This is a genomic window from Streptomyces sp. WMMC1477 (assembly GCF_027460245.1).
Classification (GTDB): domain Bacteria; phylum Actinomycetota; class Actinomycetes; order Streptomycetales; family Streptomycetaceae; genus Streptomyces.
This window is the reverse complement of record NZ_JAPZBD010000003.1, coordinates 3,922,491-3,936,995: the sequence shown is the minus strand read 5'-3', so window position 1 is coordinate 3,936,995 and position 14,505 is coordinate 3,922,491. Positions and strand designations below refer to the sequence as shown.

Annotated in this window: 11 protein-coding genes; 3 read left to right on the top strand and 8 right to left on the bottom strand. The window is 72.2% G+C overall.

What is annotated here, in order from left to right; translation table 11 throughout:
* Nucleotides 1-15 precede the first annotated feature (15 nt).
* The 6 genes from O7609_RS17740 to O7609_RS17715 form a co-directional block, all read right to left on the bottom strand.
* On the bottom strand, nt 16-2,580 hold the full coding sequence (locus tag O7609_RS17740) for a SpoIIE family protein phosphatase (protein ID WP_269736008.1): 2,565 nt from the start codon (nt 2,578-2,580) through the stop codon (nt 16-18).
* Nucleotides 2,581-2,678: 98 nt separating this feature from the next.
* Nucleotides 2,679-2,882 carry an SPOR domain-containing protein gene (locus O7609_RS17735; RefSeq protein ID WP_219092885.1) on the bottom strand — a complete coding sequence of 68 codons (204 nt, stop codon included), beginning with the start codon at nt 2,880-2,882 and terminating at the stop codon, nt 2,679-2,681.
* A gap of 171 nt (nt 2,883-3,053) precedes the next feature.
* Nucleotides 3,054-3,806: a GntR family transcriptional regulator gene (locus O7609_RS17730; protein WP_269743883.1), complete on the bottom strand. Its 753-nt coding sequence runs from the start codon at nt 3,804-3,806 to the stop codon at nt 3,054-3,056.
* Between the two features lie 221 nt (nt 3,807-4,027).
* Nucleotides 4,028-5,596, bottom strand: coding sequence for a S8 family peptidase (locus O7609_RS17725; protein WP_269736011.1), 1,569 nt, complete (start codon nt 5,594-5,596; stop codon nt 4,028-4,030).
* Between the two features lie 364 nt (nt 5,597-5,960).
* Nucleotides 5,961-6,500, bottom strand: coding sequence for an Asp23/Gls24 family envelope stress response protein (locus O7609_RS17720; RefSeq protein WP_269743882.1), 540 nt, complete (start codon nt 6,498-6,500; stop codon nt 5,961-5,963).
* A 233-nt stretch (nt 6,501-6,733) separates the two neighbouring features.
* A complete protein-coding gene (locus O7609_RS17715; RefSeq protein WP_269743881.1) occupies nt 6,734-7,702 on the bottom strand; it encodes a helix-turn-helix transcriptional regulator in 969 nt (322 codons plus the stop codon).
* 263 nt (nt 7,703-7,965) lie between these two features.
* Here O7609_RS17715 and O7609_RS17710 point away from each other — a divergent pair, with 263 nt between their 5' ends.
* Nucleotides 7,966-9,738 (top strand): M14 family zinc carboxypeptidase, encoded by a 1,773-nt coding sequence (locus O7609_RS17710; protein ID WP_269743880.1) that lies wholly within the window; start codon nt 7,966-7,968, stop codon nt 9,736-9,738.
* Nucleotides 9,739-9,954: 216 nt separating this feature from the next.
* Here O7609_RS17710 and O7609_RS17705 read toward each other — a convergent pair whose 3' ends face one another.
* Complete coding sequence (locus O7609_RS17705) at nt 9,955-11,028, bottom strand: alpha/beta hydrolase family protein (RefSeq protein WP_269743879.1); 1,074 nt, start codon at nt 11,026-11,028, stop codon at nt 9,955-9,957.
* Between the two features lie 84 nt (nt 11,029-11,112).
* Here O7609_RS17705 and O7609_RS17700 point away from each other — a divergent pair, with 84 nt between their 5' ends.
* Together O7609_RS17700 and O7609_RS17695 are read left to right on the top strand one after the other, a co-directional pair.
* Nucleotides 11,113-11,754 (top strand): GNAT family N-acetyltransferase, encoded by a 642-nt coding sequence (locus tag O7609_RS17700; RefSeq protein WP_269736016.1) that lies wholly within the window; start codon nt 11,113-11,115, stop codon nt 11,752-11,754.
* A complete protein-coding gene (locus tag O7609_RS17695; RefSeq protein WP_269736017.1) occupies nt 11,751-12,635 on the top strand; it encodes a PaaX family transcriptional regulator C-terminal domain-containing protein in 885 nt (294 codons plus the stop codon). Before O7609_RS17700 ends, O7609_RS17695 begins: the two co-directional genes overlap by 4 nt.
* A gap of 604 nt (nt 12,636-13,239) precedes the next feature.
* Here the strand turns inward: O7609_RS17695 and ychF are convergent.
* The gene (gene ychF, locus O7609_RS17685) at nt 13,240-14,328 is read right to left on the bottom strand and encodes a redox-regulated ATPase YchF (RefSeq protein ID WP_269743878.1); all 1,089 of its coding nucleotides are present in this window, start codon (nt 14,326-14,328) and stop codon (nt 13,240-13,242) included.
* Between the last annotated feature and the right edge of the window lie 177 nt (nt 14,329-14,505).

The following is a 14,505-nucleotide window of genomic DNA, read 5'->3' as shown; positions in this document are numbered from 1 at the left end:
CCTGCTGCATGTCTCCTAACCAGGCAAGGGCAGCTCGAACCACACCGTCTTGCCGATCGGACCGTGCCGGGTGCCCCAGCGACGGGCCGACTGGGCGACGAGTTGCACGCCGCGGCCGCCCTCGTCGTCGTCCGCGGGGGTGCGGATCTCCGGCGGGTCGGGCAGCGGGTCGGAGACCTCCACGAGCAGCGAGCCGCCGCGCACCATCCGTACCCCGATGGGTCCGTGGGCGTAGCGCAGCGAGTTGGTGACGAGTTCGCTGACGAGGAGCATGGCCTCGTCGGTGAGCGCCTCCAGTCCCCACTCGTGCAACGTGGTGCGCACGACGCCCCGGGCCCGCCGGACGGCGGTGCGCTCGGCCGGGAACGTCCAGCTCGCCGCGCTGTCCCCGGGCAGTCCGCCGAGTTGGGCGACGAGCAGGGCCACGTCGTCGGGGCCGCCGGGGCCACCGTGGGTGCCGTGCCCGCCGCCGGGCGCGCCGTGCGGCAGCAGCGCGATGACGTCGTCGCACAGGGACTCGATGTCCAGCTCCCCCTCGCCCTCGGCGAGGCGCTCGCGCAAGCGCCCCAGCCCCTCGGAGATGTCCTCGTGCCGGGACTCGATCAGCCCGTCGGTGTAGAGGACGAGCGCGGTGCCCTCCTCCACGGCGAACTCGACGGCCTCGAAGGCCACGTCGCCGACGCCGAGCGGCGCGCCCGACGGCAGCTCCACGGCCTCGGTGCGCCGCCGGCCCGTGGCGGCGTCCACGGTGAGCAGCAGCGGCGGGACGTGGCCGGCCTTGGCGAGAGTGCAGCACCGCGTCGAGGGGTCGTAGACGGCGTAGACGCAGGTGGTCATGAGGGGTTCCTCGGGGTCCGGCGCGAGGTCGTCGGCGAGCTCGTTGACGCGGCGCAGCAGGTCGTCCGGGCTCAGGTCGGAGGCGGCCAGGGTCCGCACGGCCGTCCGCAACCGTCCCATCGTGGCGGCGGCGCGCAGGCCGTGCCCCATCACGTCGCCGACGACGAGCGCGACGCGCCCGCCGGCCAGCGGGATGACGTCGAACCAGTCGCCGCCCACCTCGGCCGCACTGCTGCCGGGCACGTACCGGTAGCCGATGTGCAGGCCGGGCGGTGAGGGCACCCGCTGGGGCAGCAGGCTGCGCTGGAGCATCAGCGCGCCCTCCCGCTCCCGGGCGTAGAGGCGGGCGTTGTCCAGGGACACCCCGGCCCGCCGGGCCAGCTCCATGGCGAGTGCCACGTCGTCCTCGTCGAACGCCTCCCGCTCGTCGGCCCGGCTGATGACCAGCAGGCCCAGCACGATGCCCCGGGCGCTCAGCGGAACGGCCATGAGCGAGTGGATGCCGAGGTCCATCGCCGCCTGCACCTTGGGGTCGCCGGGGTAGGTGGTGGCGAGCAGGTCCTCCCGCGAGCCGGCCAGGTGGGGGCGGCCGGTCGCCAGGGTGGTGGCGAAGAACGAGCGGGGGGCGAAGGCGATGTCCTGTCCGACGCGCAGCATGCGGTCCACCTCGGGCCCGCTGCGCTTGCCCGCGACGCCGAGCTGGAGGAGCGGCACGCCGACGATGGGCAGCCGCGCGGGGAGTTCGTCACCGGTGGCGATGGCGCCGTGCAGCATCACCCCGGCGTAGTCGCAGAAGCGGGGGACGATGGCCTCGGCGAGCGCGCCGGAGATCTTGCGGACGTCCAGCAGGTCGCCCAGGGCGAGCCCCACGTCGTCGAGCAGGGCCAGCCGCTGCCGCGCCCGCTCCACGTTCTCCAGCGCCTCCCGGCGCTCGGTGATGTCCATGACGGTGCAGCTCGTGCCGAGGACCTGACCGGAGCGGTCCGTGAGGCGCGAGTACGACATCGAGCGGTGGCCGTGCCCGTTCGGCGCGCGGATCACCCGGTCCACGAGGGTCCGCCCGGTGGACAGCACGGTCGACTGCGCCTCCTCGATCTCCCGGGCGGTCGCGGCCGGCAGGACCTCGGCGACGGTCCGGCCGACCATCCGCTCCAGGGGCGTGTCGTAGAGCTCCTCCATCGCCCGGTTGGCCCGGACGAACCGTTGCTGCTCGTCGAAGAGGGCGATGCCGAGCGGCGACGAGTCGAACAGGGCGTCCAGTGCGGCCAGGTCGTGCTCGATCGCCCGCAGCCTGCTGATCTCGATGACATTGGCCAGAATGAACGGCTCCCCGTTCGCGTCTTCCAGCAGGGAGGCGTAGCCCTCGACCTCGACGACGTGGCCGGCCTGGTGGCGGGCGCGCAGCACGCCGCGCCACAGCCGTCCGCGGCGCAGCTCGGCGTAGACGCGGGGCGAGGGCTCGCGGAGGAGTTCGTCCTCGGCGAGGAACTCGGCGAACGGACGGCCCGTCGCCTCCTCCCCCCGCCAGCCCAGCAGCTCCTCGGTGGTGGGGCTCCACAGCAGGACGTGGCCCCTGGCGTCGAGGATCACGACCCCCAGCCGGAGGGTGTCGAGCAGCGAGTCCACCGAGGCGGCGCCCCGTGAGCCGGACGTGGGCGGGCGCGCCCCGGGCGCGGACGCGCCCGGCGCGAGGGGGTCGGACGCCGCTGCGCCGGATGCGGCTGCGTCGGGTGCCTCGCTCACTCCGCCCACGTCCCCGCTCGGCTGGCCTCAGCCGGGCAGCAGGGTCTCCGCACCGACGAGGGCGGACCCGATGCCCGCTCCCACGATTGTGCCCGCGGTCAGGCCTGACCACCGCTCGGCTGCTCCAAACGCTCGACCAGGTAGCGCGTCGGCGGCCCGGGGCGCGCGCCGGAGCGCGTCGCGTCCAGCCGGTCGGCGAGGCGCTCCGCCTCGACGCGTGTCGCGCACCGGCCCACGCGGTACCGACCGCCGTCCTCGTCCTGGCGTATCACCAGCCAGGGCAACGTGGCCGCCTCGCTCATCGCCCCTCCCCACCCGTACACACGACTGCAATCCGCATATGCCGGAGCGTACGCCTGACCTTAACGGAGCGCATTCACTCTGCCACAACGAGACATGATTCCGGCCACCGGGGGACCCGGCGCCGGCCGGCGCGCGCCGGCGGACCGCGCCGGGGCGTGACGGCCGGGCATTCAGCGAACGGGCAGGTGGTACACCGCGTGGAAGCGGTCCGCGGGGATGACCACGTCCGCCGTCTCCACGGCCAGGCCACTCGCGCAGAACGTCCGGGCGATCACCAGGACGCAGTGCCCGGCGACCCCGCCCAGCACCGCCATCTCGTCCGCCCGGCCCGGCCGCGCCGCGACCTCCTCCAGCACGTTGTCCACGACGACGTCGATCGCGGCCATCCGCTCCACGACGCCCTGCCCGGCCAGCGGACCCTCCTCCGGCAGCATCACCGGCGTCCGGCCCGTCAGGGTCAAGGGCTCCCAGGAGGTGGAGAGCATCGCCGGCTCGCCGTCCATCCGGTACACGTACCGGGTGCACATGACCCGCCCGCCCGGCTCGATCCGCAGGCGCGCGGCGACCGCCGGGGCGGCCTCCTGCTGCTCGCTGCACGACTCCCAGGAGCCCTTGACCTGTTCGTCGGCCTGCTCCTGACGGAACGGCCCGCCGACGCCGAGCACCCGGTTCCCGGCCCGCAGGACGCGGGCGGGCTCCGGCATCTCCCGCACGTACGTGCCGGAGCCGGAGCGGCCCTCGACCAGGCCCTCGGCCATGAGGATCTTCCTGGCCTCCAGCGCCACCGTGTCGGAGACGCCGTACTGAGCCCGGATCTTCGCCTGGGAGGGCAGCCGGGAGTGCGGGGGCAGCACGCCGTCGAAGATCTTCTGCCGGAGGTCCCCGGCCACCCGCAGATAGGCGGGCTGCTCGCCGAAAGCCACGCGTCCTCCCCAGCTTGACGGTATGCAACAGCTTGGCAACGCTGGGTGTCCGCATGCAATATCCGGTCTAGCAATCACCCGATGTGATGACACCGGCCGCGTGCCCCTCGCGGCCCGCCGCACACGCGCTCGGCCCCCACGGCGAGGCCGTGGGGGCCGAGTGGGTGGGTCACCCCGGTGTTCAACCGGTCAGGGGAGTCCGTCGTGCCCGGGGCAGGCGATCAGAACTGGAGGCTCCAGGCGTCGATGTAGCCCTGGTCCCACGAGTAGTTGTCGGTCACCCGGAGCTTCCAGGTGCCGTCCGCGGCCGAGGACGAGGCGTCCACGGTGTAGGTGGTGTTGATGTCGTTGCTGCTGCCACCCTCGCCGTGGTCCTTCAGGACGACGGCGGAGCCGTTCGGGGCGACGAGCTCGACCTTCAGGTCACCGATGTAGGTGTGCTTGATGTCCACGGCCACCTTCAGGTCGGCCGGGGCGTTGCCGCCGACACCGCTGACGGAGATCGGCGACTCGACCGTGCTGTGGTCGTTGATGTCGTAGTTGTTCGTGTTCTCGAAGCTGTCGCCCGGGTCACCGGGGTCGCCCGGGTCGCCCTCGCCGACCTGGAGCAGCAGGTTCGGGGTGCCCGACGGCACGCCGCTGAGCTTGTTCTGCGCGGCGGCGGACTCCAGCGCGGAGTCGACCTGCGTCGGGGTGTAGCCCGGGTTGTCACCGAGCAGCAGGGCGGCGGCACCGGCCACGTGCGGGGAGGCCATCGAGGTGCCGGAGATGGTGTTGGTGGCCGAGTCGCTGCCGATCCACGCCGAGGTGATGTTCGAGCCCGGGGCGAAGATGTCCAGGACCGACCCGTAGTTGGAGAACGAGGAGCGGGCGTCGCTGCTGGTCGACGAACCGACCGTCAGCGCCTCCGTCGTCCGCGCCGGGGAGTAGTTGGCGGCGTCGGCGTTGCTGTTGCCCGCCGCCACCGCGTAGGTCACACCCGCGGCGATCGAGTTGCGCACCGCGTTGTCCAGGCTGGAGTTGGCGCCGCCACCGAGGCTCATGTTGGCCACGGCCGGAAGCTGCGCGTTCTGCGTCACCCAGTCCACACCGGCGACGACGCCCGAGTAGGAGCCCGAGCCGCCGTCGTCGAGGACGCGGACGGAGACGAGGTCGACGTTCTTGGCCACGCCCCACTCGGAGCCGCCGACGGTGCCGGCGACGTGGGTGCCGTGACCGTTGCCGTCCTCACCGTCCTCGCCGAAGGCGTCGAAGCCGAAGCTGGCGCGGCCGCCGAAGTCGTTGTGGCTGTGGTTGATGCCGGTGTCGATGATGTACGCCGTCACGCCGGAGCCGGCGGTGTTGGAGTACGTGTAGCTGTTGTCCAGCGGCAGGTCGGGCTGGTCGATGCGGTCCAGGCCCCAGGTGGGGTTGGTCTGGGTGTCCGCGAGCTGGACCTTGGCGTCCTGCTCGACCTTCGCGACGTGCGGGTTGGCCGCGAGCTTCTTCGCCTGCTTCTCGTTCAGCTCGATCGCGAAGCCGTTGAGGGCCTCTTCGTAGGTGATCTCGATCTCCGCGCCGTACTTCCTGACCAGGTCCTTGCCGGCCTTGGTCTCGGCGTCCGGCGCACCCGCCTTGAGGGTGACGATGTACTGGCCCTTGATCGCGCCCGGGGCACCGGCGTTGACGATCTGGCCTTCCGGCTCGTCGGCCGCCGCGGGGAGCGCGGCTCCGACACTCATCGCGACCGCCGCGGCACCCGCCACGGCCACGGCCGACCATCTGCGCTTGGGGGAACGCATCGCTGCCATTGAGAGATCCTTCTCGTTGGTGGTGCGCTGATGAGAGATCAGTCGGACGCGGACATGTCATCCGTGCCGACAGCCGAAAGGTTTGCGGAACCATAGGAATCGCACAAGGGGTGTGCCGCTACTTCATGCATCTGTCACACCTGAGTCACCTCATATGCCCGTGAAGACCGGCAATTCAGGCTCTTCTCCCTCATCACGGACCGCCATGAAGCCTGCCGAAAGGGACCCTTCGGTATGCGGCGCGGAGGGCCGCACAGGGCGCCCGAGCAGGCCCGCACACGCGACGCGCCCGGGCGCGGGGGCGGTTGGCGGAGGGCTCCGCCAACCGCACCGCGCCCGGGCGTCGTTCGCCGCGGCGCTGCGGTCAGGACACGCGCGGCGCCTCCACCCGCTCGTCCGGCTCCTCGTCGGGCAGGTGCACGTCTCCGACGGCGATGTTGACCTCGACGACCTCCAGCCCCGTCATCCGCTCGACGGCCGCGATCACGTTCTCCCGCACGTCGTGCGCCACGTCGGGGATCGGCACCCCGTACTCCACGACGATGTCCAGATCCAGCGCCGTCTGCCGCTCGCCGACCTCGACCTTCACGCCGCGAGCCACGTTCGGACGGCCACCGGGCACGCGGTCGCGCACCGCGCCCAGGGTCCGGGCCAGACCGCCGCCGAGCGCGTACACCCCCGGAACCTCGCGTGCCGCCATGCCGGCGATCTTCTCCACGACGCCGTCGGCGATGGACGTCCTGCCCCGAGGGCCGACGAGCTCGGTCCCCGAAACGGTCCTCCCCACCCTCGTGGTGGTGACGGTGGGGGCCGCACCCTCGGCGCCCGGCTCGCCGTCGCCCCGCTCGTCCACCTGCTCGGGCGAGGACTGCGGGGCGCTGACGGTGGAAGTCTTGGCAGCCATGCGGTAACTCCTCTGCGTCGTTCGTTGCCTGGGGACCATGCTTCCCCTCCTCGGCCCCCGCGCACGGCCGATCGGCCCGCGAAATCCATGAATTTTCCGCAGACTTGCCGACAAGCCGGGGCGCGAGGGCATGGTGCGGGGCGGGTGGGGGAAGCCGCGAGAGCGGCAAACGGGACGGGCCCGGGGCCGGGGAACCCGGGGCCGGGCGTCAACGTCCGCCGGCGGGCGAGCCGCTAGATCCAGCCGCGGCGCGCCGCCTGCACGCCCGCCTGGAAGCGCGTCTCCACCCCGAGCTCGGCCATCAGCTCGGTGAGCCGGCGGCCCACGGTCCGCTCGGTGACGCCCAGGGCCCGGGCGATGGTGCGGTCCTTCAGCCCCGAGGCGAGCAGGGACAGCAGCTCGCGGTCCCGCCCCGTCGGGCCGCACTCGGCCTGCCGGGCGTCCACCGGCGTGGCCCGCGCCCACAACTGCTCGAAGCAGCACACCAGCACGTCGACGAGGGCGGACCCGTGGACGAGCAGCCGCATGCCCGGGTCCGGCTCGGTGTAGGAGACGGGCAGCATCGCCGTCGAACGATCGGCCACGACCATCTTCAGCGTGACCCCGGGGAGGATCCGGGCCTGCTCGCCCGCCTCGGTGCAGCGCCGCATGGCCTCCAGCGTCTCCGGCGAGTCCAGCGCCTCACGTGAGTAGACGCACCGGTAGGCCACGCCCGCCGCCAGCCGGTTGAGTTCGAGGTCGTTCGGGTTGCCGGGTCCGCCACCGATGTACGGCGGCGCGTCGACGGCGATGACCTCCTCCCGCGCCTGCAGCTGGATGCGGGCCACCGCAGCCAGCACGGCGTCCTCACCGTCGAGCAGCTCCACCACGGGCTGGTCCCGCCCGGCACGCCGCGAGCCGGCGCGCAGCCGGTCCGCCAGCTCCTCGACGTGCGAGCGCATCCGGGCCAGCTCGCCGCGCCGGTGGTCGATGAGCGCCGCCAGCGACTCGTCCGGCGGGACGGCGGCGTAGACGGCCGGGGTGAAGCCCAGCTGCTGGACGAGCCCGGCCTCCAGGAGCCGCTGGAGGGAAGGCAGCAGCCCGGCCGCCGGGACACCGAGGTGCTCGCCCAGCTCCTCCGCGGTCGCCCGCTTCAGGTCGAGCAGCCCGAGGTACGCGTCGTTCTCGGTGCGGCCGAAGCCGACCGGCTCCAACAGGAACACGTGTACCTCCCGGCGCCGACGGGGCCGCCGGGCGCGACCGGACTTTAGGACCGCTCTCAAGTCACCGTCAAGAGTGCGTTTCGCGCTGTTTTTCCGGGTTGTTCGGTACCGGAACCGGACAATGTCCGGGATCGGAAGCGCACGCGCATTCACAGAACCGCTACGGCTGGCCAATCCTGGCCCCTGGCCCTTGCGGTCATCAGGCACCTCGTCGTCGTACGGCGGTTCCCAACCCGCCGTCCCCCACGTTGAATGAGGTTTACGTGCGTAAGAAAACGACCCTCTGGCTGGTCGCGGCCGCCACGACGGCCGCGCTCGCGGCCGGCACCGGCTACGGCGTCGCCGCCCCGCCGCCCGACAGACCCGCCGCGGCCGAGGACGACCGCGCCTACGTCTACCGCGTCCACGACGGCGCCCACGCGGCGGAGAGCGCGCTCGCCGGCTTCGACCTGATCGAAGACCGCGACGCGGACGACCTGTTCGTCCTCGGCGACGCCGGCACCGCGAAGGACCTGAAGGCGGCCGGGCTGAAGGCCACCGTCGAGCAGAAGCTGACCCCGGCCCCCTGGGAGCCGCCCAAGCGCAGTGGGCAGGCCCCGCGCATGACCGCCGAGATGGCCGAGGAGACCTACTACGGCGGCTACCGCACGGTGAACGCCCAGTACGCCCACCTCGACCAGGTCGCCGCGGACCACTCCTCCCTGGCCACCGTCTTCGACGTCGGGGACTCCTGGCGCAAGGCCACCGGCCGCTCCGGCGGCTACGACCTCAAGGCCATCTGCATCACCAAGAAGCAGTCCGGCGACTGCCAGTTGAGCCCGAACTCCACCAAGCCGCGGCTGTTCGTCCAGGCCCAGGTCCACGCCCGTGAGCTGACCACCGGCGAGATGGCCTACCGCTGGATCGACTACCTGACCGACGGCTACGGCAGCGACGCGACGGCCACCGAGATCCTGGACACCCGCGAGGTCTGGGTCGTGCCGATCGGCAACCCCGACGGCGTCGACATGGTCCAGCAGGGCTTCATGGGCGGCCCCAGCGGGCAGCAGTGGCACCGCAAGAACGCCAACCACACCCACAGCAACGGCTGCTACGAGGGCTCCTACGGCGGCGAGGGCATCGACCTCAACCGCAACAACGGCAGCCACTGGGGCGGAGCGGGCACCAGCTCCGACCCCTGCTCCAAGGTCTACAAGGGCCCCTCCGCGGACTCCGAGGTCGAGACGCAGGCCCTGCACGCGCTCTACCGCGACCTGTTCCCGGACACCCGCTCCACCGGTGACGGCACCGCCGCCGACCCCGACACCCAGGGCATGTTCATCACCATGCACAGCTACTCCAACATGGTGCTGTTCCCCTGGGGCTTCGACTCCTCCGTCGAAACCGGCAACGACGCCGCGATGCGCGCCATGGCCCAGGACATGGCGAGCCTGGCCGGCGGCTGGCAGTACGGCCAGCCCGGCGAGATCCTCTACAACGCCAGCGGCAGCCACGACGACTGGGCCTACGACGACCTCGGCGTCCCCAGCTTCACCTGGGAAGTCGGCCCCTCCGGCGGCTCCTGCGGCGGCTTCCACCCGGACTACTCCTGCCAGAACACGTTCTGGAACCAGGTCAAGCCCATGCTGGTCTACGCGGCCGAGAACGCCGAGAACCCCTACGGCGGCGGCAGCACGCCCCCGCCCTCGGACTGCAGCGTCACCAACGGCACGAACCTCAGCATCCCCGACAACGGTTCGGCCGTCACCAGCAGCATCCAGGTCTCGGGCTGCGGCGGCACCGCGTCCAGCACCAGCACCGTCGAGGTCCACGTCGAGCACACGTGGCGCGGTGACCTCGTCGTCGACCTGATCGCCCCCGACGGCAGCACCTACCCGCTCAAGAGCGCCAGCGGCAGCGACAGCGCCGACGACATCCACCAGACCTACACCGTCGACCTGTCCGGCGAGGCCCGCGACGGTACCTGGAAGCTGCGCCTCCAGGACACCGCCCGGTACGACACGGGCTACCTCGACACCTGGACCCTCTCGCTCTGATTCCCGCCCACCCCCCACCCGCCCGGGCCCGGCACACACTGCCGGGCCCGGGCCCTTCTCCGCTCCCCCGGGTTCCCGGGCCGGCGCGCGACGGCCGCGGCGACGGCACGGACGACGCTGACGCCGACGCGGCCGCCCGCCCCGACGGCTGAGACCGACCGCCGGGTGGGGACGCCCGGCGGTGCGCGTGTGCGGCGCCGGGGTCGCCTCAGAGGGTCACGACTCCGCCCGCTCGGTCCCGAGAGAGGCCAGGAACTCCCGCTGGTCGGCCAGGAAGCCATCGGCGAACAGCCCGCGGGGGGCGAACAGTCCGGTGAGGGTGAGGCGGGTCGACGAGTCCTCGACGTCGTGCCGCAGCAGGCTGTGGGAGGCGTCGGGGTAGCGGGCGACGCGCAGTTCGGGGCCGGGGAGCAGCCGCCGGTAGACGGCCTCCGTCTCGGTGGTGTCGACGTTCAGGTCGTGCCCGGCGAGCACCAGCAGCACGGGGACGCCGCGCAGCGCCGGCAGGTCCGCGGTGGCGTCCGCGGTGTGGTTCCTGGACACGAACCGCCAGCGGGCGGCCGTCATGCGGTCGGGGCCGTCCACCGCGCGGACGTACGCCTCGTGGGACGCGTCGCGCCGGAGCAGGTCCAGCACGGTCTGGCGCCGGCGCAGGGCGGCGGCCGTCTCGACGGCGGAGGCGCCGTCCTCGCGCAGTTCGGCGAGAAGGTTGTAGCGGCCCTGCCGGTGCCAGTTGACGGCGGGTGAGACCGCGATGACGAACCGCAGGCCCGGTTCCCGGGCCGCGACCCTGGGAAGGACCCAGCCCGCCTGGCTCACGCCCCACAGCCCGATGCGACCGCGGTCGACGTCCGGATGGTCGCGGGCCCAGGCGATGGCGGCGGCGGCCTCGTCGGCCCGGTCGTCCATGGTCTGGTCGAGCCAGTCTCCCGGAGCACCGCCCACGCCGGGCTTGTTCCACGACAGCGAGGCGTACCCGGCACGGGCGAGGGATTCCCAGATCGGCCGGTAGAAGGTGTCGTGCGTCGCGTCGACCGGCCCGTCCCCGTGGACGAAGACCACCAGGGGATACGGCCCCTCCCCCTGCGGAGGCAGGGCCAGCACCCCGTCGAGGACCCGGCCGCCGTGGCGGATGGTCACCGCCCGCTCCCGCAGGTCGTAGCTGTGCTGCCAGACCACGATGCCGCCCAGGCCCGCGGCCAGGACCGCCAGTGCGGCCGCCGTCGCCAGCAGGACCCGCACCACCTTCCGGCCCCGCGTCGACGTCCCGCGCTTCGGCCTCGTCCGCATCTCCGCCCCCATAACTATCGCTATATGAACGCTCGTTCTCAAGACGAGCGTATGATGATAGTACAGTCAGTGCGAGGAGGAAGCGTGGACACAGCAGTCGACATCCGGCGCGGCGTACCGCACGGAGCCGAGGAACGCGCCGCGGAGTTGTACTGGGAGGCCTTCGGCCGCAAGCTCGGCGCCGCCTTGGGCCCCGCCGAACGCGGCCGCGCCTTCATCGCCGCCCACCTCCACCACGACCGCGGCGCCGTCGCCCTCGCCCCGGACGGCCGGGTCGTCGCCGTGGCCGGGTACCAGCTCGACGGACGCGCCCTGACCGGCGGCGGCACGGGCGATGTCCTCTCCGCCTACGGGCTCCTCCGAGGCCTGCCCCGGCTCGCCCTCCTGGCCCTGCTCGAACGCACCCCGGAACCCGGCGAGCTGGTCATGGACGGCATCGCCGTCGACCCCGCACACCGGGGCACCGGCATCGGCGGCCTCCTGCTGACGGAGATGGCCACCCTCGCCGCCGAACACGGCTGCGCCCGCGTCCGCCTGGACGTCATCGACGTCAACCCACGCGCCCGCGCCCTCTACGAGCGGCACGGCTTCGTCGCCGTGCACACCGAGCGGACGCCGTATCTCAGGCGCCTGATGGGCTTCGGCGCCGTGACGACGATGCACCGCCCCGTCCCGGCACACCCGGCCGGCGACGCGTCCGACAGCACCGAGGAGCAGCGACGATGACCGACGGCACGACGAGCAACGCGGCAGAGCCCACCCCGCCCCAGATCAGCACCCGGACCCTGGTGTTCGCGCTCCTGCGCGAGGACGGCACCGTCGACGCCGGCGAGCTCTACACCGTCGCCGGCGCCCTCGCCATGACCGACCAGCAGGTCAGGCTCTGCGTCAAACGCCTCGTCGCCGAGGGCCGGTTCACCCAGGAAGGCCGCGGCCGCAAGGCGGTGCTCCACGCCACCGCCGACCCCACCGGCGTCATCGCACCGGAGGTCGAGTACGTCCGCCACGCCTACGTGCAGGACCGGGGACTCGCCCCCTGGGACGGCACCTGGCACCTGTACGCCTTCGCCGTCCCCGAAACCGCCCGGCAGGCCCGCGACGCCCTGCGCGACACCCTCCTCCACCTGGGCGCGGCCCCGCTCCAGGGCGGCCTCTACGTCACCGCCAACGCGATCGGGCCCGTCGTCGAGGCGCACGCCCGGCACCTCGACGTCCTCCCCTCCCTCACCCGTCTCACCACCCGGGACCTGCGGGTGGGCGACGAGGACGACCCCGTTCGGCTCGCCGCCCTGCTCTGGCCGCTCCAGGCCGTCGCGGACCGCCACGAGGACCTCGCCGCCCTCGCCACCGCCCGCCTGGCCCGGCTGACCGGGCCGGTCCGGCCCACCCCGACCGAGCGGCTGACGTACGCGATCGAACTGGCCACGGCCTTCACAGCCGCCATGCGCCCCGACCCCCTGCTGCCCCCCGAACTGCTGCCCCGCCCCTGGGCCGGCACCCGGGCCCGCGCACTGACCGCCGAGTGCTGGCACGCCCTCCGCGAGGAGGACGACCACACCCGCGGTGGCCTCCGCCTCTTCCGCCTCTACGACGACTCCGCGGGCTAGGCTTCTGAGTCTGGATCCCGTTCAGACAATCCGCTCCATCGCGCCCACTCGGGTCCATGGCCAAGACATCTTCGTACAGGCCCGAGAGGGCTCGACCAGTCGGGGCGTCGGCTTCGGCTGACTCCATGACGAGCCAGCCGACATCGATACCCGATAGGGAGCCGCTGAGCGAAAGGAAGCTGATCGACGGCTTCCACATCGGCCCGCCCGCCGATCGGACCGCGCCACGGACTGCGCAGCAGCATGAACCGCGCGAGGTGTGGAAGGTCCTCACAGATCGTGCCGTTGAACACGGCCCGATGCCCCCGCCAGGACGCGTGGGAGGTCATCCGACTGGTGTCAGCGGCGCCGGTTGAGCTCTTCGGGCTTCCTGGTCACCGGTGTGGGCCAGAGGGTGGGGCGTGGCGAACGTGGACGTCGTTCCGCTGAGGGCGCTTGGGCTGCGAACCGCTTGCGTCCGCCGGTTCGGCTGAGCGGTGACTCGCCAGGTGAGGACCTCGGCGGTGTGCTCGGCGCTGTCGAGCTCTCGTTGGGTGCTCACTTCCGCGACCGCCAGCCGCCCAACCCGCTCCGCCGCAGGTCAGACGGCCTTTCGCCGGACGTATCAGACGTTGAAGCGGAACTCGACGACGTCACCGTCCTGCATGACGTAGTCCTTGCCCTCCATGCGGGCCTTGCCGCGGGAGCGGGCCTCGGCGACGGAGCCGGCGTCGACGAGGGCGTCGAAGGAGATGACCTCCGCCTTGATGAAGCCCTTCTGGAAGTCGGTGTGGATGACTCCGGCGGCCTCGGGGGCGGTGGCGCCCTGCTTGATCGTCCAGGCGCGGGACTCCTTGGGGCCCGCGGTCAGGTAGGTCTGCAGGCCCAGGGTGCGGAAGCCGACGTGGGCGAGGGTGGCGAGGCCGGGCTCCTCCTGGCCGACGGACTGGAGGAGCTCCAGCGCCTCGTCCTCCTCCAGCTCGGCGAGGTCGGCCTCCAGCTTGGCGTTGAGGAAGATCGCCTCGGCCGGTGCGACGAGGGCGCGCTGCTCGGCCTTGAAGTCCTCGTCGGTCAGCTCCTCCTCATCGACGTTGAAGACGTAGAGGAAGGGCTTGGTGGTGAGGAGGTGCAGCTCGTGCAGGGCCTCGGCTGCCTCGGTGCCCTGGGCGACGCCCGCGGAGAAGAGGGTACGGCCCTCCTCCAGGATCGCCTTCGCCTCCTGGACGGCCTTGACCTGGGGCTGCTTGTCCTTCTTGATCCGGGCTTCCTTCTCCAGCCGCGGCAGGACCTTCTCGACGGTCTGGAGGTCGGCGAGGATCAGCTCGGTGTTGATCGTCTCGATGTCGCTCTTGGGCGAGACCTCCCCGTCGACGTGGACGACGTTCTCGTCCTGGAAGGCGCGGATGACCTGGCAGATCGCGTCGGACTCGCGGATGTTGTGGAGGAACTTGTTGCCCAGGCCCTCGCCCTCGCTGGCGCCGCGCACGATGCCGGCGATGTCGACGAAGTCGACAGTGGCCGGCAGGACACGCTCGGAGCTGAAGATCTCGGCGAGCTTGCCCAGCCGCGGGTCGGGCACACCGACGACGCCGACGTTCGGCTCGATGGTGGCGAACGGGTAGTTGGCCGCCAGCACGTCGTTCTTGGTCAGGGCGTTGAACAGGGTCGACTTGCCGACATTCGGCAGGCCGACGATTCCGATCGTGAGCGACACGTGGCGACTTCCCGTAGCGAGATGATCTGGGCCGGTGGCCCGGTGCGTGCGGGCCGGTCCCCCAGTCTACGGGCGCGGCCGTCCCTCCAACGACGGGAACCGGGAGCCCGTGGGCGACCTCGCGCAGGCTGTCGGCCACGGTGACCTACGGAAGCGTCGCGGTCATATGAACACCTC

Bases quoted from the DNA above. Each gene is read 5' to 3' on its own strand.
- O7609_RS17735 (WP_219092885.1), bottom strand. From the start codon at position 2,882: ATGAGCGAGGCGGCCACGTTGCCCTGGCTGGTGATACGCCAGGACGAG.
- O7609_RS17695 (WP_269736017.1), top strand. From the start codon at position 11,751: ATGACCGACGGCACGACGAGCAACGCGGCAGAGCCCACCCCGCCCCAG.
- O7609_RS17720 (WP_269743882.1), bottom strand. From the start codon at position 6,500: ATGGCTGCCAAGACTTCCACCGTCAGCGCCCCGCAGTCCTCGCCCGAG.
- O7609_RS17725 (WP_269736011.1), bottom strand. From the start codon at position 5,596: ATGGCAGCGATGCGTTCCCCCAAGCGCAGATGGTCGGCCGTGGCCGTG.
- O7609_RS17705 (WP_269743879.1), bottom strand. From the start codon at position 11,028: ATGCGGACGAGGCCGAAGCGCGGGACGTCGACGCGGGGCCGGAAGGTG.